This is a genomic window from Methanosarcina sp. A14 (assembly GCF_001729375.1).
In the GTDB taxonomy this organism is placed as follows: Archaea; Halobacteriota; Methanosarcinia; order Methanosarcinales; family Methanosarcinaceae; genus Methanosarcina; species Methanosarcina barkeri.
The window spans coordinates 1-20,835 of the sequence record NZ_LZPK01000354.1 but is presented as its reverse complement, the minus strand read 5'-3'; the positions used below and the strand labels follow the sequence as shown (position 1 = coordinate 20,835).

The 20,835-nt window shown below is 40.6% G+C and carries 17 protein-coding genes and 1 pseudogene; 10 read left to right on the top strand and 8 right to left on the bottom strand.

Annotation, left to right across the window (positions count from 1 at the left end; all coding sequences use genetic code 11):
• Window positions 1-2: 2 nt before the first annotated feature.
• The 3 genes and pseudogenes from A9239_RS15405 to A9239_RS18575 all read left to right on the top strand — a co-directional run.
• A complete protein-coding gene (locus tag A9239_RS15405) occupies window positions 3-185 on the top strand; it encodes a hypothetical protein (RefSeq protein WP_048116419.1) in 183 nt (60 codons plus the stop codon).
• 748 nt (window positions 186-933) lie between these two features.
• A complete protein-coding gene (locus tag A9239_RS15400; protein WP_048157078.1) occupies window positions 934-1,389 on the top strand; it encodes a universal stress protein in 456 nt (151 codons plus the stop codon).
• Between the two features lie 158 nt (window positions 1,390-1,547).
• Window positions 1,548-1,781, top strand: a pseudogene (locus A9239_RS18575) (IS5/IS1182 family transposase); the annotation flags it as partial.
• 270 nt (window positions 1,782-2,051) lie between these two features.
• Here A9239_RS18575 and A9239_RS15395 read toward each other — a convergent pair.
• The 4 genes from A9239_RS15395 to lonB all read right to left on the bottom strand — a co-directional run bounded on the left by A9239_RS15395 (window position 2,052) and on the right by lonB (window position 8,669).
• Window positions 2,052-3,281 (bottom strand): clostripain-related cysteine peptidase, encoded by a 1,230-nt coding sequence (locus A9239_RS15395; protein ID WP_048116421.1) that lies wholly within the window; start codon window positions 3,279-3,281, stop codon window positions 2,052-2,054.
• Window positions 3,282-3,919: 638 nt separating this feature from the next.
• On the bottom strand, window positions 3,920-5,230 hold the full coding sequence (locus tag A9239_RS15390; RefSeq protein WP_048116423.1) for a TldD/PmbA family protein: 1,311 nt from the start codon (window positions 5,228-5,230) through the stop codon (window positions 3,920-3,922).
• A gap of 2 nt (window positions 5,231-5,232) precedes the next feature.
• Window positions 5,233-6,585, bottom strand: coding sequence for a TldD/PmbA family protein (locus A9239_RS15385; RefSeq protein ID WP_048116425.1), 1,353 nt, complete (start codon window positions 6,583-6,585; stop codon window positions 5,233-5,235).
• Complete coding sequence (gene lonB / locus A9239_RS15380) at window positions 6,573-8,669, bottom strand: ATP-dependent protease LonB (RefSeq protein ID WP_048116427.1); 2,097 nt, start codon at window positions 8,667-8,669, stop codon at window positions 6,573-6,575. Before lonB ends, A9239_RS15385 begins: the two co-directional genes overlap by 13 nt.
• A 541-nt stretch (window positions 8,670-9,210) precedes the next feature.
• On the opposite strand from lonB, the gene A9239_RS15375 reads away from it, so the two are divergent.
• On the top strand, window positions 9,211-10,131 hold the full coding sequence (locus tag A9239_RS15375; RefSeq protein WP_230629062.1) for a tetratricopeptide repeat protein: 921 nt from the start codon (window positions 9,211-9,213) through the stop codon (window positions 10,129-10,131).
• Window positions 10,132-10,241: 110 nt separating this feature from the next.
• On the opposite strand, the gene A9239_RS15370 is transcribed toward A9239_RS15375, so the two are convergent.
• Window positions 10,242-10,580: a hypothetical protein gene (locus A9239_RS15370; protein ID WP_052712880.1), complete on the bottom strand. Its 339-nt coding sequence runs from the start codon at window positions 10,578-10,580 to the stop codon at window positions 10,242-10,244.
• 632 nt (window positions 10,581-11,212) lie between these two features.
• Here A9239_RS15370 and A9239_RS15360 point away from each other — a divergent pair.
• The 3 genes from A9239_RS15360 (at window position 11,213) to A9239_RS15350 (ending at window position 13,687) form a co-directional block, all read left to right on the top strand.
• A complete protein-coding gene (locus tag A9239_RS15360; RefSeq protein WP_080941421.1) occupies window positions 11,213-11,800 on the top strand; it encodes a tetratricopeptide repeat protein in 588 nt (195 codons plus the stop codon).
• A 163-nt stretch (window positions 11,801-11,963) separates the two neighbouring features.
• Window positions 11,964-13,226 carry a nitrilase-related carbon-nitrogen hydrolase gene (locus tag A9239_RS15355; RefSeq protein WP_048116433.1) on the top strand — a complete coding sequence of 421 codons (1,263 nt, stop codon included), beginning with the start codon at window positions 11,964-11,966 and terminating at the stop codon, window positions 13,224-13,226.
• 68 nt (window positions 13,227-13,294) lie between these two features.
• Window positions 13,295-13,687, top strand: a complete 393-nt coding sequence (locus A9239_RS15350) for a hypothetical protein (RefSeq protein ID WP_141706486.1) — start codon at window positions 13,295-13,297, stop codon at window positions 13,685-13,687.
• 219 nt (window positions 13,688-13,906) lie between these two features.
• Here A9239_RS15350 and A9239_RS18565 read toward each other — a convergent pair whose 3' ends face one another.
• Window positions 13,907-14,119, bottom strand: a complete 213-nt coding sequence (locus A9239_RS18565) for a zinc ribbon domain-containing protein (protein WP_080941422.1) — start codon at window positions 14,117-14,119, stop codon at window positions 13,907-13,909.
• Window positions 14,120-14,327: 208 nt separating this feature from the next.
• Here A9239_RS18565 and A9239_RS15345 point away from each other — a divergent pair, with 208 nt between their 5' ends.
• The 3 genes from A9239_RS15345 to comE all read left to right on the top strand — a co-directional run bounded on the left by A9239_RS15345 (window position 14,328) and on the right by comE (window position 17,874).
• Window positions 14,328-14,795 carry a hypothetical protein gene (locus tag A9239_RS15345; RefSeq protein ID WP_048116436.1) on the top strand — a complete coding sequence of 156 codons (468 nt, stop codon included), beginning with the start codon at window positions 14,328-14,330 and terminating at the stop codon, window positions 14,793-14,795.
• 568 nt (window positions 14,796-15,363) lie between these two features.
• Window positions 15,364-16,614, top strand: a complete 1,251-nt coding sequence (locus A9239_RS15340; protein WP_048122656.1) for a cysteate synthase — start codon at window positions 15,364-15,366, stop codon at window positions 16,612-16,614.
• A 111-nt stretch (window positions 16,615-16,725) separates the two neighbouring features.
• On the top strand, window positions 16,726-17,874 hold the full coding sequence (gene comE / locus A9239_RS15335) for a sulfopyruvate decarboxylase subunit beta (RefSeq protein ID WP_141706485.1): 1,149 nt from the start codon (window positions 16,726-16,728) through the stop codon (window positions 17,872-17,874).
• Window positions 17,875-18,081: 207 nt separating this feature from the next.
• On the opposite strand, the gene A9239_RS15330 is transcribed toward comE, so the two are convergent.
• On the bottom strand, window positions 18,082-19,398 hold the full coding sequence (locus tag A9239_RS15330; protein ID WP_048116440.1) for a methanogenesis marker 16 metalloprotein: 1,317 nt from the start codon (window positions 19,396-19,398) through the stop codon (window positions 18,082-18,084).
• Window positions 19,399-19,517: 119 nt separating this feature from the next.
• Complete coding sequence (locus A9239_RS15325) at window positions 19,518-20,315, bottom strand: MBL fold metallo-hydrolase (RefSeq protein ID WP_080941424.1); 798 nt, start codon at window positions 20,313-20,315, stop codon at window positions 19,518-19,520.
• Window positions 20,316-20,835: the final 520 nt, after the last annotated feature.

Genomic DNA, 20,835 nt, shown 5'->3' with positions numbered 1-20,835 from the left:
CAATGGGAGCCAGCGGTGCAAGAGTGCATCAGTACGGAATATCAGTGCAAGGGCGCATCAGTACGGAAGCTATCGATGAGGGAGTAGTGGTACAGAAGATAACGGTGAAGGAATTGTTTGGAGGATATTTATCTAAAATGCATGTTCAAAAATTGAAGAGGAAGTTCTCACAGAAAAGAAATTAAAAAAATAACTAAAAATTACTTGCATATACTTAAGAAAAATATAAAAAATATGTTTGTGAACGGGGTTTTTTGGAGGAGGTTAAAATATGTTGGATATAATTATTGTCAATAATATTTGATTTGAGCTTACCCGTTCACCAACCTCCTTGTGAGGATTAAACCATATATAAGCGTTCTGGTATGCAAAAAAAGAATTCCTTTTTGTGTCAGAATGGTCGAGAATAAATTCAACTTCGAGGACTTTTTGTCCCTATATAGCTAATATACTGAATTAAAACAGTAAAATAATATTAAAACAATATTATTTTTTGTTGCATATCAGGGATGAGGGAATCTAATTAGTAAATAATAACACTTAATGAAAAAGTAATTTATATATGACTCTCTATATCAGTATTGGGAGATGTATTTTCCCATCAGGTGTGAATAAACAGGCTCTTTGTCATTCCCTGTGGATAAGATGATTTTCAATTCGAGACCGCATTGGTTTTTATGAAGACATTACGAGGATATCCACACAAAACAACGAAGAGCCAAAAACATACAAATGTCTGCACAAGAGAGATTTCCAAAGATGTAATAGAAAGCTCCGGAATAAGAGTTGTACAATGTAGTGTAAAAATTGTAGTATAAAAATTGTAGTGTAAAAATTGTAGTATAAAAATTGTAGTGTAAAAATTGTAGTGTAAAAATTGTAACGTAAAAATCGTAATATAAAAATATGGAGCTTTAATTGGGGGATTTTAATTTGGAAGACAAAAGTTACGACAAAATAATGATTGCAACCGACGGTTCGAAACAGGTAGAAAAGGCAATTGAGGCAGCACTTCAGCTTGCTAAGATTACTGGAGCAAGACTCTACTCCGTATACGTAATTGCTTCAGCGGGCTATACTCCGAGAAATTTCGGGTGGGAGGAGTCACTGAGAGAAATTCTCGAGGCTGAAGCGAAAAAAGCCGTTACTTTTGTTGAAGAGGCGGGAAAAGTTTCAGGTGTTAAGGTCGAACCGGTAATTCTTGAAGGGCATCCTGCAGACAGAATTATGAAATTTGCAGAACAGGAAGATATGGATCTTATAGTTATGGGTACACTTGGAAGAACCGGGCTTAATAGGTTCCTGCTTGGAAGCATAGCCGAAAATGTAGTAAGGCATTCAAAAACACCTGTGATGGTCGTAAAAGGTGAAGCCGAAAACGAAAATTGAAAAATGATAAAAGCCATAAACTTTCATTTGTTTTAGGGCGGCTATCCCACCCTAAACAGGTTGTCCGACAATAATCTTCGGTAATTAACCTTTGTTAATAAGAGTTTCCTGTTCAACTAATATATTACTTATTTTATACTGATCTATTGATCTTATTTGTGGTATTCATCAAATCTTCTAAAAATCAAGTATGGACTTTACCTCCAAGATATTTGGGATCTTATTCCTTCAGATCACATTTCTATTTGGTTGAGTTTTTTATAGATGAGATGAATTTTAGTTAATTTTAAATTAGGTCTAATGGTTCTGGACATCCTTCATATTATCTATGTATAATGTTAAGGTTTTGCTTCAATCCATGTAAGATTTTGCTTCAATCCATGCTTGAGAGGGGATATTGGTGATCATCTGCGCTCCTGATGTAATTAAATTTCATGCGTCTTCGGTTAAGTAAGGATTTGTGATAAATTGCGTCAATGTCCTCAACATTAATCAAATATTTTAATAAACTATGAGCTGGAACCTGGTACCTATTTCATGTAAATAGGCTAAAATTTAAGGCTGACTTCGAATGCAAAATCGATAGCTTTCAGGTAAGAAAATTCCGTAACCGATGACCAATAAATTAAATTTTTAATTTTTCCCGATCATTACTTGTGATATTAATCGTGGTATTTTTGAAGCATAAGTGGCCAACTTTTGCAGTTTTTCGCAAATTCTAAGTCTGCATAATATTCCGAAACGGGAAGAAGTGGTGGAATTAAATAAATTGATGCTCCACAACATTGGTCATAGCCATTTCCAAGATGCGATTCTGCAATAATGAATTTTTCCGAATTAGGTTCAAATTCAGTGATAACTTTTTGTATCGCCTGATTTAGATTATCGTCCTGAATTAAACCTGATAATACCTTGCAAAAATGGGACACATCCCATAGAGTGTAGGTGCAAAAGCTCTTCGATTTGTTTTGAGCTCTCTGCATATTATTAATTACATCAGGCATCTTATCAATCAATGCTTTAGCCAGCGAATCTAAACTCTTTGTGGTATCTTTAACTCTTGAAAGGTCGAAAGCCGACTGAGTCACATTAGATCGACCCCATTTTTTGTAAGTTTCTGTATAAACCTTCACAATCTCACAACAAATATCTGGCGTTGCAATCTCCGGATTTTTGGACAGCATGTCAAGTATGGCTTCGTATGGCCATCCTTCATTAGGCTCATTTGCCTCAGATGCAACAATATATTTTACGTATGGTGCTGCTTGATAAGCCACTTCGAAGTTACTCATAAGGCAAGCATCCATACCCAGAATATCCAATGTTTGTCCAATTATTTCTTTTGCATAAGCAAGGACTTTGCCTAGCTCTATTGTGTCTAGAGAATGGCCTGATCCATCATCGATACAGATCTCCCTCAATTCCGGTAAGTCCAAATTAAGGATATTACTGATAGTCGTATTGAATAAGGTTCTCTTTAATTCTGACGCTGATAAAAAATTCGCTTCACGTACATTCCAATTCCTGGTCCTCTCATATCTGGCGAGCCTGTCAAAATCACCAGGTTTCCATCCCCCACCATGATTCCACAAAATTAATGCGTAGCGTTCGGCTGGATAATGTTTACAAGACCAGGCTATGAAATTCTCGAGAACAAGCGGATCTCCAGAGTCGGTTTTTCCTAAACATTCAACCTTCTCGTTGATACCCCCACGTTGAATATAGAAACGCCTGGTGCCTTCAATACCCGCATTATCAAATTGGACTAAAACATTAACTTCAGAGCTCGAACCGACTTGTCTCATCTCTTTTAGATCTTCATCACCAGCCGTTGATAAATTATTATCACCGGCCATATAAACCATGTACGTCCATTTGGCTTTCGTTTGCATTATCTTCACCTTTTTATTTAAAAGCTTAATCTATAAACTCAAAATTTTTTCTTTGAATCAAGTATTCTGAGTAATATTCTGAGTGATCAAAGTTAAAATTCGGAAAATAATCTCCCACTTAATTCCCCATTCAAAACAATACAGAGCCGTATACAGAACCGTATTTTTACTGATTGTATTTTTTACCTGTAAAAACGATGGTTTTTAATAATTATTATATATAATTAAAAACATATAATTACTAGAGAATCTGTATTTAGGACTTATAATCACAATTGCATGTAACCTGTATTGGCAGGCAGATATTAAAATATGAAAATTAATTGCTAATGATGTTTTTGAAACTATAGCTGTATCTCACATGTTCATAAGATCACATATGTCCCAAACATGAGTTCATATAAAAGTGGACCTGTGTATGACATGTTAGAAACAAGTTAGTTATGTGGCAAAACAGATTCGAAAGGAGATATTCAAAAGGAGATACTCGAAAGGAGATAAGCCAAAAATACAAAGTTATTGTTCGTAGTAAAATCAATAAATACAATTGGAATAACTGTCTAATCTGGCATAGTCGAGGTAGTAATCAACATATCAATTCTTGAAAAAAGAAAGAAGACAGGCTCTTTTAAGAGCCCTTAACCTATAACACTCATATCCGAAACCCGGATAGAAGGTGTAATTATTCCTCCAACTTTCCTGACATCAAAGCCTGCTCCTGAGATCTGTTTCAAGAGCTCGAAAGCATTGCCAGAAATCATAAGGGATTTTATAGGCTTATCAAGAGCTCCGTCTTTGATTGTGAAGGCATTTCTGGCCTCTACGGAGAAGTCTCCTGAAATCGAGTTTGCTGTGTGGGCGCCGATTACCGTGTTTACGAAGATCCCTGACTGCGTATCGGCAATAACATCTGTCTGAGGATAATCAACGATAACGTTCCTGAGCCCTACTGAAGGAGGGCTTGTGTAAGAAAACCTTGAGCTGTTTCCTGTACTCTTTACGCCTGCTTTTCCTGCGGTATAACTGTCATAGAGGTAAGTCTCAAGCACACCTTTTCCAATCACGGTAGTGCGTTGCGAAGGAACACCTTCGTCATCCGAAGCCGATGTTTCTATTCCTGCTTCAATGAGTCCATCATCGTAGATACTGAGTTCAGGCACCGCCAGCTCTTCTCCTACTTTATCTATCAAGCCTGACCTTCCCTTCTGGACATTATCGGCATCAAGCGAAGGAGCAAGCGCTTCCTCTATAATGTCTGAAATGGCAAACGGATGGAAAACCACATCGGTTTTTTGCGGTTCGATCTTTATTCCGCCATTGGACTTCATTGCAAGCTCGGCTGCATTCTTTCCGAGGGCAAAGAAATCAATATCCAGAGAACGGGAAATCCCAAAGTCATAGGCTGTTGAAGCCTGCCCGTTTACAGTAATGACATCCACAAAACCGGAAATTGCTGTTGATTCCTCTTCGATTTCTATACCATTTGTGTTCAGGATAAGTTGCTTGCCCTTTGACCGGGTAAAGCCTCCTGATGTTGGAAGCGTGCCTGGAACTTCTTTTGTGCCTTCAATAAGTGCCAGAGCATACTCAATACAGGATTCAAGTTCCAGAGTCTCTACTTTTTTATCGAAGATACCCGAGACAGTGGGATATTTCCCGTTAGAAGGAAGACTTACCCAATCAGGGTCACTTTCTCTTACCCTGGCTTCGGCAACTGCAACCTCAACAGCATCCTCTATTTGTGCTGCCGAATTCGTGCTGGCAAAGCCCACGGCTCCGTTTACTATAGCCCTGATTCCTATGCCTTCCGAGAAACGGTCTTTAGCATTCTCAAGAGCGTCTTTTCTAAAATTCACGCCTGTTGAGTGGTTTGCAGCATAATAAATTTCAGCTTCTTCAGCCCCTGCTTTTTCTGCAAGCTTGAGAGCTTTTCTTGCAAGCTCGTACATCTTCAGGCACCTCCCACAAGGGCTTTTGAGATAGCCAGATGAGGAGAACCATCTGATACGGATACAAGCTGCCCGGCTTTTCCGCATCTGCCTGCAGTCATTTTAAGGTCGTTGCCCACAAGTGCCACATGGTTGAGAATCTCAAGAGTTTTGCCGGAGAGAGAAACGTCCCGTACAAGTTCTGTGAGTTCTCCGTTTCTTATCAGGTACCCTTTTTCGGCATTGAACTGGAAAATTCCTTCTCCGGTATTTACCTGCCCTCCTCTTGAGCCTATGAGGTACATCCCATCTTTTACCTCTTCAAGCATCTCTTCAAACCTGGCATCCCCGTTATCTATGAATGTATTGCTCATCCTTACAACGGGCATTGAATAGCCCTGAGCTCTGCAGTTCCCTGGAGTTCCTCCAAGTTTCGCTGCAGTTTCCCGGGAATGGAGATAAGAATTAAAAACCCCGTTCTTGATTATTTCTGTCCTTTTTGATTGTGCCCCTTCGGCATCAAAAGGATAGTATCCAAACTTATGTAGGGTAGGGTCATCGATAATCGTAACAAGGGGAGATGCAATCTGTTCTCCTATCCGGTTTTCAAGGATGGAGTCTCCCTCAAGGACAAGATCAGCTTCAGCTGCGTGTCCAACGGCTTCGTGGGCAAAGACGCCAGCTAGTTCCTGGTCAAGGACCACAGGCATTTCTCCGCCTTTAGGGGTTTTCGCTTTGAGAAGTTCTATTGCAGTATTTCCTGCCTTACCAGCAAGTTCCAGAACATTTTCTTTCTCGAAAACCTCATACCCGTATCCAAAACGGCTCTCTCTGCCTGCCTGATATACCCCATTTTCCGAAGCAACTGCCGAAACCGCAAAACCAACGTTCATAAGCTCATAAGCACCTTCAATTCCATCGGAACTCCTGTATTCTACTTTAAATTCGGATTCCAGGTACATTACCTTGGTGCTGTTGATGCCCTTTACTTTTGCATGGGCTTCTATGCTTTTTAAAAGATCGACTTTTTCCTCAATAGAAACATCCCTTGGATCGATTCTGATCTCAGGGAGATTCTTTACTTCCGGAGGATTTATGGTTGCAAGTTCCACGTCTTCCTTGGGGGTACTGGCATTCATAGAAATAGCAAGTTTTGAGGCTGCCTCGACACCCTGTTTGAGGTTGATTTCCCCTTCCACAGACGTATAACCCCAGGAACCACCACAGAGAGCCCTTACACCGGCTCCCCGTGTAAAGTTTCTGGATAGTTCCTCGATCTTTCCGTTATCCAGAATAATTGAGGTGGAACTGCCCTCAATTACTCTGCAGTCATAAAATTTAATATCCTGCATAATAGTCATGATCAGTTCCTGCATCCAAAAAGGTTCTTAGCCTGCACGGAAGCAGGTGATACCTCAGGAATATCGAAGCTGAGTTTTGTAATGTTTCGCAATTTTTCGATAATTGAGTTTTTTTTCGGACCTACAAGACTGTGTTCCATTACTTCCGCAATAGAGGAGACAGGAATGATCTGAATTTTCTCTTTGTACGCCTTTTCGATAAGGACATCTGCCTCGTTTGCTTTGGGGATAATTACTTTCTTAATGCCTGCCCGGGCTGCAGCTTCAATTTTATAGGTAACTCCACCTACAGGCAGGACATCTCCCCTGACTGAAAGGGAACCTGTCATTGCCACGGTCTGGTCTACAGGAATCTTCTCAATGGCAGATATGACGGCTGTTGCAATGGAAACTGATGCACTGTCTCCTTCGACACCTTCGTAGGTCCCTACAAACTGGATATGAACATCATGTCTGGATATGTCCGTGCCTGTCATGTTTTTAATCACGGCAGAGACATTTAACACTGCTTCCTTCGCAATCATTTTAAGCTTACCCGTTGCTATAATACGCCCTTCGGCTCCGGAAAGTGCAGGGGTGACTTCGGATACTATGGGAAGTACAATTCCTGAATCTCCACCCATGACTGCAAGTCCGTTGACCCTGCCCACAGCAGAACCTTTTCTAAGGAAGGATTCGTAATCTTTGCGGTTTTCTAGATAACTATCTGCAAGCTGCTGTTCAATAGATCTTGCGATTCTTTTTGCTGCAAGTACGTGCTCAGCGGTTGTTAATGGAGCACCTTCGGAATGGGCAATGTCTCCTGCTACGCGTACAAGTCCGCCAAGGTCACGAAGCTTCAGGGTAAGGTGCCCTTTCCTGCCTGCCCGTCTTCTAGCTTCCCGAATTACTTCTTCCACTGCACCTTCATCAAAGTGAGGAATATGCCCGTCCCGAACAACTTCCTGGGCAACGAAACGAACCATTTTCTTCCGGTTCTCAGGAGTATCTTCCATAGAATCCTGCATGTAAACTTCGTAGCCGTAACCTTTTATTCTTGACCTGAGCGCAGGGTGCATCTTCTGCACGGCGTCGAGGTTTCCTGCAGATACCATAATAAAATCGCAGGGTACAGGCTCGGTCTTAACAAGAGCTCCTGAACTTCTCTCAGACTGCCCGGTAATTGGGTATTCCCTTTCCTGAAGTGCAGTCAGGAGGCTCTGCTGGGATTCCAGTTTGAGAGTGTTGATTTCGTCAATAAAGAGCACACCTTTGTGGGCCTTGTGGATATCTCCAGCCTCTACTCTGTCGTGAGCAGGAGTTTCAAGCCCGCCGGACTGGAATGGGTCGTGCCTTACATCTCCAAGCAGAGCTCCTGCGTGAGCTCCTGTTGCGTCGATATAAGGTGCATGCTCTTTGTCATAATTTGAAACCGCCAGTTTCGGGATCATCATTTCTTCTTTAGGCAAGAACTGGCGAGTTAGCATGAGAATCATAATGCCTGCAATAATGCCCCAGAGTAATTGACCAACAAAATAAGAGTAGATGATAATGCCCACAACAAAAAGCATCATGAGCATATTTCTGGCCTGAGCTTTCTTTCTGGCCTCCATCTTGTGAGCCATGACGATTTCTCTGCCCTTTCCGGCGGGAACTTCCCTTATTTTAGGATTGTTAAGGTCTTCCATATTAGGATATACAAGAATATCCTTTAGCTCTTCTTTTGGAAGAAGTTCTGCCATTGCTTTTGCAAGCAGAGATTTCCCTGTTCCTGGGGTTCCTATCATCATGATATGCCGTCTCTGACCGGCCGCTTTTTTTACGACTTCGACGGCATGTTCCTGACCCAGCACTTGGTCGATAAGAAGTTTGGGTACATCTATATTAGAAGTATTGTCAAATGAAAAGCCGATGTCAACGTCTTCATACGTATCCTGATCTGACTCAGACTCGGCCTTAACCTGATTGGATTCGGGCTCGGTCATACCCCCACCGGACTCCTCCTTCTTCTGATCGGCCGCAGACGTGTCTCCGTCCTGAACGGACTCGCCTATATTTTCAGCGGGTTCGTCTATCTTCCCCGAAGACTCGCCTATGTTCTGATTATTATTATACACCATGGTTAGCTCACATATTCGAACGTTATTCAATAGACGTTACTGATCAATATATATACTTGACGTTATCGAAAAAAATAATAACCTTTTAGTGATAAAATGATTGGTAAAAAGAGGATGCCACAATAACGAATGCTTCCAGTTACTGTGACCCCACCCATATTTCTGCTAATTATATTAACTTGCTGTATATATAATTAACCTGCCAGTGTATATATCATTTATAGAAACATTTTGTTATATATAATCTAGAAACTTTTTGTTGTTATACCATTTAAATTTGTATATTTGACTCTAATATATAATAGAAAGTTAATTTTCAAATCATTTAGATAATTTCAACTCTTTTATGCTATCTCCCCTATATATACATTGAGCATTATTCGCTAATTTAGACCAGAGTTACTTAGGAGCTAATTCAGATCAGTTTATACCAGTTCAGATCACTGAGAAGTAATTAAGATCTAACTTTAAGCCACATCCTGCCAGCTGTCCATAACCCGATATCAACAGTTATTTAAAAAACAAGAGGTATTTTTCTCTTATGTCCAGAGGCAAGGTCAGAAATCTTCTCCTTCTGAAGCAAATTCACAGTGCAGTAACCCAGATAAAAAAAGGCAAGCTGGATAAAGCTCTTGAAACCTTAAGCAAAGCCGAAGATTCTGCAAGAAAAGCGAAAGCAACTGACGCAGTATATTATATTCTGTTTATGCGCGGGGGCATCTATTATACTGAGGCAAAATATGATGAAGCTCTCGAGACCTACGAAAAGGCGATTGATGCAGGTTCAGAACTTCTTAAAGTTAATCCTGAAAATCACGACTACCAGCACTATATGGGCACAACCCTGAGCAATACCGGGAACCTGCTAAAAAGTAAAGGTGAAAAGCCGCAAGCTGTCGAATATTACACTCGGGCCCGAGAGATCTATATAAATCTTCTGGCGAAAGAACCTGAAAACGTAGTCTTTAGATCTGCTGCCGGTGAGAACCTGAACAATTATGCAGCTCTCCTTACGGACATGGGTTCTTTTGAGGAAGCAGGCGAAATTCTCAGTCAGGTGATTGAGCTTTATGGAAAGCTGCTTGAAGAAAAGCCCGACAACCCGGGCTATCAGGCCGAACTCGCGGTTGCGCTCAGCCAGCTTGGAAACTGCCTTATCCAGCAGGGCCCTGAAAAATCTGATACGGCAAAACAAAGCCTTGAAAAAGCCCTCGCCATGCAGGAAAATATTCTCGCTCAGCAGCCAGAAGATAGGAATATTCAAGAAGCTATCGCTTTGACCCGGGAAAGGCTTGAAAAACTGGAAACTCTGGAAGAGCAGGAAAAGTCAGAAACTCTGGGAAAGCTGGAAGAACAGGAAACCTTGGAGAACCCAGAAAAACCGGAACAGGAAAAACTGGAAAAACTGGAGAATACGGAAAACCTGAATCCGGATAATTCGGAAAATCCGGAAAAGCTTTAAGGTTTTTATCTCAAATTCGCCGGCAGTAGCATAGAGAGTTGAATCCTAGAGGGCAGCGTCATAGAGCCTGTAATCTCTTAAAGCTCACAACAGTCCAAACACTTTACTTTTTACAGTTTCTCCTTCGAAAACAGCAGCATGTGTATATAAAGCAAAATCAGCAGGCCTGCAACGATCCCTGAGAGAAACTGATAAGTAAAGTACGAGTAAATAATCAGTCCAAGCACGAAGAGAGTAATAAGAATGTTTGCAAGCCGAAATCTCTTTTTTATTTGGGGATCTAGCGGAGTTCCTGCTTCTTTTTCATCCAGGGAACACTCCCTGAAGTAACTCTTTTCCCTTTTCATGAGGAAATAAAGCCTCAGAATGAGAACATCAATAACTATGCCCCAGAGAAGCTGTCCGATATAGAAGGTATAACAGAGGATAGCTGCGAGAAAGATGCTCACAAGCAGTAGGTATATCTTTTCTTTTTTTCTAAACTCAGGAATCTCGATTCTACCCTTCCCCCGAATCTCAATCTTATTCTTATTTCATTTCTCTATTCACATTATTTACCTTTTCCCAAATACCCTCTTTAGAAGTCAATAACTATCAAATTATTAAAAATGTGGGTTAAAATGAGATTCCTAATACCTGAATAAAAAGACCCTGAGTGCAAAAATAAAATAACTCCATTTCAAGTGGGAAGAAATCAAGCGGTTTAAAATCTAATCCATAGCAGCTGTAGTCAGCCGCCTGAGGTCGAATTTGTCCACGCGCCCATGGCGCGGCTTTTCCAAGTATGCAAAGAAAGAAAAGCAAATAATCTTTATTCTCACGCTTTTTGCTGTAACTCCATCGAGAAAAAAAACACAATGTTTAAGCCATCCTTAACTTATTTTTTTATTATGTTGGAGAGTTTGAGAGATTCAGCAATAAGTTCCTATAATGAAGCTTTAGAGCTAATGCAAAAAGGTCAGAACAAGGAAGCTTTAAAAGCACTTGAAAAAGCCGAAGAAGCCGCAGGCCAGGCGAAAGAAATTGATATTTTTCTTTATGTTCAGACTTTAAAAGGACATCTAATGCAGGCATTACTGATATGGGGCGTATTGAAGAGGCTAAACAAAGGTACGAAAAGGCACTCGAAATTAGGCAAATCCTCCTCGGAACCGACCCCGATAACGTATCTTATCAATCTTACGTAGGAACAACACTGAACAATTTAGGTGCCTTACTTTCTAATATGGGGCGTATTGAAGAGGCTAAACAAAGGTATGAAAACGCACTCGAAATCTACACCGAACCTTTGCAATACATGACGATAGGTAGAAAATCCCATTCGATAATGAAGCTTATTGAGTTAAATACAGAACAGGCAAAAAAAGGCAATCAATATAATCAGATGAGATGCCTGAAAGAAGCAGTCGAGCTGTGCAAAAAATATCAGGATTTTTTTATTAAATATGAGCTAAAGCACGAAAGAGAACTGGTTACTGGGGCAGGGCTGAGTGCATATATTGACTTTCTGCTCAAGAACATTAGAGCTGAGTCCAATACAGGAAAACGTGCAGGTGAATATGAAAAAGCTATAAAAGCAGTAGAAGAGTTAAAATCTGTTGAAAAAGACGAGGCTATTTCAAAACTCTGTGATTCTACCTCATATTACCTTTCTGGAGAAAACTTGTAAACGAAGCACTTTCTTCAAAGCAGCCTGATCTGGAGCTGCTCAATCAGGCAATAGAACAGTTTAAAAAAGCAACTGAAACTTATGAAAAAGCAAACGTTTGCTATTGCGTCTATACTGCGCTGTTTGAAGTCCTGACGGAAATTGAAAAATCTGAAAAGTTGATGTGCCAAGATTAAAGAAGGTTGTAGAGGAGGTTATCATAACTCTGTCTGATGATGTTAATCCAAGTATCTGCGCTTCATTTAAGGACCTCCCACAGATTTTTGAAGAAAAAGATTGTAAAACCAGGGATAAACTTCTTTTTGATTTTCTGGAAAAAATTAATTCAATTGAATACAGGCCCCTTGAAAGCCTTTTCGAGTATATTCACAGGAGAACAAAAGACTATTTTGAAGAGCCTTTCAATCCTATCAAGCTGATCTACGAAAACTGGAAACTTAAAATTATCTTTGATGACCCTGAAAAAGTAAAAGGTAAGTTAACAATTAAAGCAGGGAGCAGAACTCTTTTTAACAAATTCCTTACCTCCGAAGAAAGAGAAAACAATATTCTTGAAATCGATTATCTTGAGAAAAAGTATTTCCCGGAAGGAAAAGACGAAATTACTTTCAGTGTAAGAGGGCAGAAAAAACCAGTCATAAGGTCAATTGACTATTTTGAAAATATACCCGGAAATAAGAAAATTCGGATATTACAGCATGACTGCTGCAACAACTCTTTTGAAGGCTCTAATTTACGGATTGCGGCTGTGCAATTGAAATATCATGCTTATGGAGAAGATTCCATTGTAAAACTTACGGCTGATGAGACTTATTACAGGAAAGTAATGGCAATTCTTGAAGCTGTGAAGGAAAAAGCCGATATTGTGGTATTCCCTGAGTTTTCCATACCTTTTGAATATCTTGAAGAAATACAGCAGTACACCGATGAAAATGGAATTATTGTTGTTGCAGGCAGCTATTATGTTCAGGAAAAGAACCTTATGAAGTACGGAAAACTGTTCACCCGCGAGTTTGGAGACGAAGATTTACGGAAAAATATCTCTCCTATTGTGATTCCTGATTCTAAAATCGTTCACAATGAAAAAGCGCTGGCAGCAAGGGATGAAAGAGGATGCGGTTTTGAGGAAGGTATGGAAGCAGGTGAAGTGAACCACATTCTCAAACTTAGAGAAGACCTTCGAATAGGGATTATGATCTGTTATGAGTATGTGAATGATGAGTTGAGAAAGCGTTTGATACGTGCCTGCGACGTAATCCTTGTGCCTCAGACAAATCCATCTCCAAAGATATTTTATAGAAAAGCAAACAGTGAACTTAATATCCAGCTTTGTGCTGGAAACCGGGCACACATTATGGTAAATGGAATCTATACCTGGGGAAATGATAAAAAACAATATATGGAGGGTCTACAGGAGTTGCTTTAACACTTGACAAGCACTCATATTCAAAACTTGGGGAGAATGAAACCGTCATAGAGCCAGTTGACGGCGTAATGGAACAATTTGTCTATATAATGTCAATGAATACGGATTTTAATACATCAAGGGATACTCAGACAGGTCAGGAGCCAATAACCTTAAAGCTCATCCACATTTTTGAAGAAGCTGAAATTCTCGATAAATTAAAAGAAAAAGGCAGGGAATTTGTGGAACTGATTAACAGAATAAATTCCTGTAATGATCATAATGAATTGAAATGCATGCTTATAAGAGAAAGGGGAAGTATTAAGAAAAAAACAGATGATATTGAAACTTCCCTAATAAAACAATTCTCTCCTTTAACAAACAAACATATTCAGAAGCTTGATGAACGTAAAATTGAAGAATTAAAAGGAAAATGCTTTTTTCTTGTTATCCCTAATAATAAAAATCAATCTCAGAACTAATAGCGTGCAGGTTTCGCGAGAATAATTCCAACTTTTTCCGTTTATTGCACTTTCACTGATTCTTTTGTTTGGACTTAATTTACAAAAAGACCGCTCTCCTTCGTCGAGCGTGACAAGCTCCCTTAAAGACGCTACTGTCCAGTCCCGGATAACAAGCAATCAAAAAAACGAAAGGAGGGGGAAAAAGTAATTTCCACCAAAAAATCCTTTATTGGCTAATTACGAAGTGAACAAATCGAAAATGTCTCCCAACATGCTGCTGTTGGTCTGGTAGAATTCAGTGTATTTGCAGCGCTTGCAGGTGACATGGGTGAATCTCTTGTTCTGGACATCGAAGATTTTGCTGAGAAAGCCGCCTGTGGTGCGGATCTCGCCGGTTTCGTAGGTGGTATTTCCGCATTTGGGGCAGATGAAATGAATATCTTTACTCATTTTATGGCCTCTTTATTCTTTTTTAGATAATCTAAAAGGTGGGATACCTTTAGTGTTGCGATATTTAATGGTGTTGCAAGGTGTCTAAACATCTACTAAATTGCAATAAAAATGGCAAGGTTTCAGTTTTGAAGGGCGACTGGCCTGACCGAAAAAATATTTGCAGGAAAGAAATATTAGAAAAGAGGATTATTACTGAGTAAGAACCATGAAAACAAAACCGATAATTGTAGTTGCCCTTCTAATCTCATCTATTCTACTGGCTGCCAGATTCGTTCCTGGAACCGGTGCAGATCAATTCAAAGAAGGGAAATACATTCACGTTGACAATATGGTGATTCAGTTTGAGAAGACTAATGCGACCATTTACATAGACTACCATCTCAATCCCTTTGCTCAGGCATATATATCACTTTTTGGCAGCAAAAACTTGGAGCCCAAGATAAAGGAAATTTTCTCCGAATTTAAGGGAGTAAAGATTCAAACGATAGGAATATCAAGTGCCTCGCTCCAGGTACTAAACATTTCTAGAGAAGAGGCCGGAAACTACCTGTGTGATCCATATGAATTAGGGGTGCAGTCTGACGTTGTCACCTTTGTTTATCCCCCTAAAGGCAAGACAAGGAGTTATGAAAATGTAAAAGTCACTCCACCGGTCGTTTATTATTATTATTAAGTATATGATAGAAACTACTCATACCTTTATTCCGTTTTTTCTATTTCTTCTACTTACCTATCTTTCAGTCGTCTCATTTTCTTCATTCTGTCTTATCCGTTACTCTTTTTTCTATTTCACTATTTTTAATGGATAATTTTGGACAATTCAACAGATAAATTCTACATCTGTGTTCAAGCGCGGGAAATGTGTTTCTTTTTAGTTTTCTTACCTTTTCATTTCAGTTTCACTTTATTTCAGTTTCACTTCATTTCAGTTTCACTTCATTTCATCTCAGTTTTTTTCATCTCAGTTTTTTTCATCTCAGTTTTTTCCATCTCAGTTTTTTTCATCTCAGTTTTTTCCATCTCAGTTCTTCATCATTCATTTCCAATTTTCCTATCTTTTCTCCTCTAACTGCATTATTCAGTTTATTTAATCTATAAACAAAATAAGATGATTCGATTCTTGAAAATGAAAATAAATGTCCCAATAAGATAACTAACTCAAAAATATAACACAAAAAGATAATCTTATCCACGTTTTAGGAATACATATTTAATTAAAAGCCCAATTTTCTGTGATAGCGATGGGAAAATTCAAACTGAAATGTCTTAAGTGCGGAAGAGAGTACGGCCAGGAATACAGACTCACCTGTGAGAATGATAATGCCTTTTTACGGGCAGAATACTTCGAAAAAAAACTGGTGTTAAGAAACCAGCCAGGTCTCGGAAGATTTCATTCCTGGCTCCCGGTCCAGGAAGAACTTACTACGGATGCGGGGCCCATAACTTACAAAAGTGAAGCTTTTGCCAGAGAACTCGGGCTTTCGAACCTTTATATAGGGTTCAGCGGGTACTGGCCTGAAAGAGGGGCTTTCATTAAAACCTGTAGTTTCAAAGAACTTGAAGCCCACCCGACCATGCAACTCCTGAAAGAGACCGGAGGAAAAGCCGTAGTCCTTGCCTCTGCGGGAAATACTGGCCGGGCCTTTGCGCACGTATCGGCTTTGACAGGAACTGATGTCTACATAGTTGTACCGGAATCCGGAGCTTCGAAGCTATGGCTGCCTGAGGAGCCCACAGAATCTGTCCATCTCATTAGTATGAGTCCAGGAAACGATTACACTGACGCTATCAATCTCGCAGGCAGGATTGCAAAGCTGCCTAGTATGGTATCCGAAGGCGGAGCAAGAAATATCGCCAGAAGAGATGGAATGGGCACTGTGATGCTGGATGCAGCATTAACTATAGGAAAAATGCCTGATCACTATTTCCAGGCAGTAGGAAGTGGTACCGGAGGAATTTCAGTATGGGAAGCTGCCATGCGTCTCAGAGCCGACGGGCGGTTCGGGCAAAAACTCCCGAAACTTCAGCTTACCCAGAACCTTCCTTTTGTTCCCATGTACAACGCCTGGAAGGAAAAGAGAAGAGAGATCATTCCAGAACTTGACATGAAGGATGCAAAGAAACAGGTAGAAGAAACCTATGCGACCGTGCTTACCAACCGGACTCCTCCATATGGGGTTATGGGCGGGTTATACGATGCACTTACCGATACTGACGGAATAATGTACGCAATTACCAGAGAAGAAGCCCTTGAAGCTAAGGCTCTTTTCGAATCCCTCGAAGGAATCGACATTCTGCCTCCATCAGCAGTTGCAACAGCCTCTCTACTAAAAGCTGTGGAAGAAGGAAATGTAGGTAAGGACGAAACTATTCTTCTGAACCTTGCAGGTGGAGGATATAAACGCCTGAAAGAGGACTACACACTTTATCAGATCGAGCCGGTAGCTACTGCCAAAAATCCTGATATTTCCTTAGACGAGCTAAATATCTAAACGAGTTAAATATCTAAACGAGCTAAATATCTAAACGAGCTGAAGATCTGAGTCTGGAGTAATTCCAAATAAATACATTTAAAGAAAAAATGAAGCTGAAGAGGTATGTGCATGGCAAGTCCGGAAGAAGAAGTCATAGCAATAATGAAAAAGGCAGGTATTGACCTTGCCGCAACTCTGCCCTGCGACAGGATCAAAAATCTGCTTCCCCTGGTTTCTGAGAATTTTCCTGAAATCAAGCTAACGAGAGAAGAAAATGGTGTGGGCATCTGTGCCGGGTTTTATCTTGCAGGGGGGAAGCCCATGATGCTTATCCAGAGCACAGGGCTTGGAAATATGATTAATGCCCTGGAATCCCTGAACGTAATCTGCAGGATTCCCTTACCTGTTCTGGCAAGCTGGCGCGGGGTTTACGCTGAAGGCATCGAAGCCCAGGTTCCGCTTGGCACCCATCTCCCGGCAATCCTTGAAGGAGCAGGGTTGGAATATACAATAATTGACGAAGCCGAAAAGCTCCCTCTCCTCGAAACCGTGATAATAGACGCTTTTGAGAACCTCAGGCCGCATATAGCCCTGATCTCTCCGAAAGTTTGGGAAAGTTCGGATTGTTGTGCCTGGGAAGCGGCTGGACTGCCCGAAAAACCAGAGCTTATGGAAAGAACATGTAGTTTTAATCTTACAAGGGAAACCCTCAGGCCATTAATGCTCAGGAACGATGCGATTTGCGCAATTGCTTCTCAACTCGATGACGAAATTACGGTAACAAATCTGGGAGTTCCCTGCAAGGAACTTTATGCTGGCATGGACAGAGAACTCAACTTTTATATGTTTGGTTCAATGGGGCTCGTCTCGTCGATAGGGCTTGGCCTTGCTCTTAGAACCGAAAAAACGGTTGTAACCTTTGACGGGGACGGTAGCCTGCTTATGAATCCCAATGCTCTGCTCGAAATTGCCAGAGAAGCCCCGAAGAATCTTATAGTTATCTGCCTTGACAATGGTGCCTACGGCTCCACAGGCTCGCAGGAAACCTGTGCTCTCCGCTATATTGACCTGGAAATTTTTGCAACTGCTTGCGGAATTCGGAATACGGCTAAGGTAAACAGTCCAGAGGGGTTAATAGAAACTTTCAGGAAGTTTCGGGCCATGCAGGAACTTTCCTTTATCCATGTAATCCTGAAGCCTGGAAATACAAAAGCACCCAATATCCCTCTGAGCCCTGAAGAGATTACAAAACGCTTTAAAGAGGCTTTAAAATCTTGAAGTCTGAAAAAGTTACAAAGCGTTTTGAAGAGGCTTTAAAATCTTGAGCCCTGAAGAGGTTTAAAGCAAAGAGGTTCTGAAATCAGGAAAATAGGTCTCAAAAAATAATAATTAGAGGTTAAGTCTCAAAAGGTAAAAATTAGAAGTTTTATCTTTAAAAGTAAAAATCACAGGTTACAGAGCATTAAAGGAGAGAAGAACGTTGTCTTACTCTCTCCAGCTTATTTTTTCTACAGGCTCATTAAGCCTGAATCTTCCTGTGAGAATTTTTTCTTTGAGTTCTTCGGCAGCTATAATTGCCCTTGCACGATCGGACTGACGCAGTGTTACCTTAATATCTCTAAGGCAGCCTCCGGTTGAACACCTGACGGAACCCAGGTTTGCACTGAATGCTTCTCCTCTGCACCTTGAGATACAGAGTCCGCAGTTAAAGCAAAATTTCGGATTGTGTACAGCTCCGTTTTCTCTCCGGCTTACCGCACCCATGGGACAGGCTTCGATTACAAGGCAATCCTTACAATTAAGGCATTTTTCTGGATCGTACTTAATATTCAGGTCCACATTATCCCATACATCCCCATAGGTGATCTCACAGAGAGGAATTCGCCCTGCCAGGTCTACCAGCTTGAGTGGGATTTCCTTATCCAGCTTCAGGATATTTTCCAGTATTCCTTCGTGAAGAATCGGGATAGGAACAGCCCATGTATTGATAATTTCAGGACCGGCAGATGTTATAAACCCTCCCATGTACTCAGGGGTCATCTCATGCATATCCGCAAAACCAGTAAGGTTAGGATTATCCGGAGCGCTTCGAGTGCCAGCGCCCGTAACAAATCCGTCTGCTCCGTTGAGAAGTACCCTTGTCCCGATTCCTATAGTTTCAAGCTTGGGGTCGTTTTCAATTGGGTTTAACTCACCGCAACCGCAAAAAGTCATTTCCTTAAACTCACCTTCAAATGGCAGGGCATGAAAGATGGTTTTGATAGACTCTTTTCCGGGATTTACAAACGCTCGATAATTCTTAAAGGCATGTCTTGTTGCATTGAGTTTCGCATAGGTGATCTCAGATAGCCGCGTTTCTACCGAGAAATGGTTTCCTTCACTGGTAGTCACATCAACTTTAATGTTTTTTCCTTCTACCATCTCCCTGAAAAGGTGTCCGCCTCCATAATTAGGATCAAACTTACTGTGAGCGGTTCCGAGTACGATCAGGTCCAAAATTCCAAGCCTTTCATTAGGGCAGGGACCAACAACTGCCGGCACGCCGTTCAGCAGGACTTCAGACGCCTTAACAAACGAGTCGGGCTCTGATACTTTGAACGAAAGTACGGCATAGGTTCCACTCATAATGCCACGTGTTGCAGTTGTTACAACATCCACGTCTTCGAGCTTTATATCCTCCCCTACCCGAATTTTCTCACTAATTTCCGCAGCCGTAAGAACGATTGCATCTCCGGCATCAATTTTATCCTGGATTTCCGGGATTGTCCGGGACGTCTCTGTGTTATCTAATTCTCCGTTCATGTTTCCTTCAACCGGGATATTGAGTTCATCCTATTTTAGGAGTAAGGATTGCCTGAGAGTCAGTTACTCTGGAGGAAATAATAAGCTTGAAATTGGCCGTTTTAGAGAATGGAATAGACTCAAAGGTCTTCTTTACTTCTTTTTGTCTTTTTTTCGTATGAAATTTTTAGTTTCTGGAGAGATACGGGTCTGCCGTGACCTGGAAAATATGTCCTGCAGTTTGCAGCAATCAATGTCTGCCAGCTTTCTAGAAGTTCGTGGATGTCATCTGCAAAAGGTGGAAAGATACTCCAGGGCATAACATTGAAAAGTGTATCTCCTACGAATGCAGCTTCATTTCCAATCACAAGGCTTATCGAACCTACGGTATGGCCAGGTGTGGAAATGACTTTTGCACCAGGGATATATTTTCCAAGGTCATATTCGTTCCCTATCACTATATCAGGATTGACAGGCTGATATTTTGATTTAGAGACCATCAAGGAGTTCCCAATTTCCGATATCATTTTTGAGGACCACATGGTACCTCTCGGAAAGGGCGTTATACCCTTTTCCAGGCATCTTTCTTCTGATGCATGAACCAGAACTTTTGCCCCGCTTCGTTTTTTTATTTCGGCAAGGCAGCCTGTATGATCATAATGAGTGTGGGTGAGAATGATCATAACTATATTCTGAAAAACAAGGTTGTTTTGTTCGAGAGCAATTTGAATGTTTTTGATTTTGCCCGGAAATCCTGCATCCACAAGAATCTCCATACCAGCTGAAACTATTAGATAAGAGTTTGAGTGTCCCATTGGGATACTAATAACAGTGTAAGACTTAAAAGTGTATGACTTAACAGTGTAAGACTTCTCGCATTCTGGTCTTTTACTTTTCAAGCTCCCACTATTTAGTCGCTTGTCTTCGCTGGAACTCATTCAGGTTTCTCCTCGAAATCTGAAAAGAGTTTTGTTGCTCTTTTCATGTTTTGCATTGTATTGCCTTTTGCATTGAGCTTCTTGTGCTACCTTTCATATTGGGCCTCTTTTTGCTTGTTGAGCTGTTTTTACTTTGAGCTACCTTTTATTTTCCTTTAACAGGTTTTATGCTTTCGATTAATATATGGTATTATTGAATTGATTTACTAAAGAACTATATCCTACAAAAAACAAATCAGGTAATTGAATTTGAAAAGTTATATATAAGGAATTTTTCAATGCTGATTGGAAACCCCAATCTCTAAAAAGATTTATCATTAGAGCCCAAAAGAGAATATCCGATGCAAACTGTACAAAAATTTCACATTTTTGAAGGTTGATTTGGTTAGAAAAGGTCCATACCACCCAAAACTTATATAAATGATGATGCGCACTATGGAGTTGCACTTTTGTGCGAAAAACAGAAGCAACAAACTACTGGGCTCGTGGTCTAGACGGTCATGACGTCGCCTTGACATGG

Bases quoted from the DNA above. Each gene is read 5' to 3' on its own strand.
- A9239_RS15360 (WP_080941421.1), top strand. From the start codon at position 11,213: ATGGGGCGTATTGAAGAGGCTAAACAAAGGTACGAAAAGGCACTCGAA.
- lonB (WP_048116427.1), bottom strand. From the start codon at position 8,669: ATGGTGTATAATAATAATCAGAACATAGGCGAGTCTTCGGGGAAGATA.
- A9239_RS15375 (WP_230629062.1), top strand. From the start codon at position 9,211: ATGTCCAGAGGCAAGGTCAGAAATCTTCTCCTTCTGAAGCAAATTCAC.
- A9239_RS15345 (WP_048116436.1), top strand. From the start codon at position 14,328: ATGAAAACAAAACCGATAATTGTAGTTGCCCTTCTAATCTCATCTATT.
- A9239_RS15395 (WP_048116421.1), bottom strand. From the start codon at position 3,281: ATGCAAACGAAAGCCAAATGGACGTACATGGTTTATATGGCCGGTGAT.
- comE (WP_141706485.1), top strand. From the start codon at position 16,726: ATGGCAAGTCCGGAAGAAGAAGTCATAGCAATAATGAAAAAGGCAGGT.
- A9239_RS18565 (WP_080941422.1), bottom strand. From the start codon at position 14,119: ATGAGTAAAGATATTCATTTCATCTGCCCCAAATGCGGAAATACCACC.
- A9239_RS15350 (WP_141706486.1), top strand. From the start codon at position 13,295: ATGGAACAATTTGTCTATATAATGTCAATGAATACGGATTTTAATACA.
- A9239_RS15385 (WP_048116425.1), bottom strand. From the start codon at position 6,585: ATGCAGGAACTGATCATGACTATTATGCAGGATATTAAATTTTATGAC.
- A9239_RS15405 (WP_048116419.1), top strand. From the start codon at position 3: ATGGGAGCCAGCGGTGCAAGAGTGCATCAGTACGGAATATCAGTGCAA.
- A9239_RS15325 (WP_080941424.1), bottom strand. From the start codon at position 20,315: ATGAGTTCCAGCGAAGACAAGCGACTAAATAGTGGGAGCTTGAAAAGT.
- A9239_RS15340 (WP_048122656.1), top strand. From the start codon at position 15,364: ATGGGAAAATTCAAACTGAAATGTCTTAAGTGCGGAAGAGAGTACGGC.
- A9239_RS15390 (WP_048116423.1), bottom strand. From the start codon at position 5,230: ATGTACGAGCTTGCAAGAAAAGCTCTCAAGCTTGCAGAAAAAGCAGGG.
- A9239_RS15330 (WP_048116440.1), bottom strand. From the start codon at position 19,398: ATGAACGGAGAATTAGATAACACAGAGACGTCCCGGACAATCCCGGAA.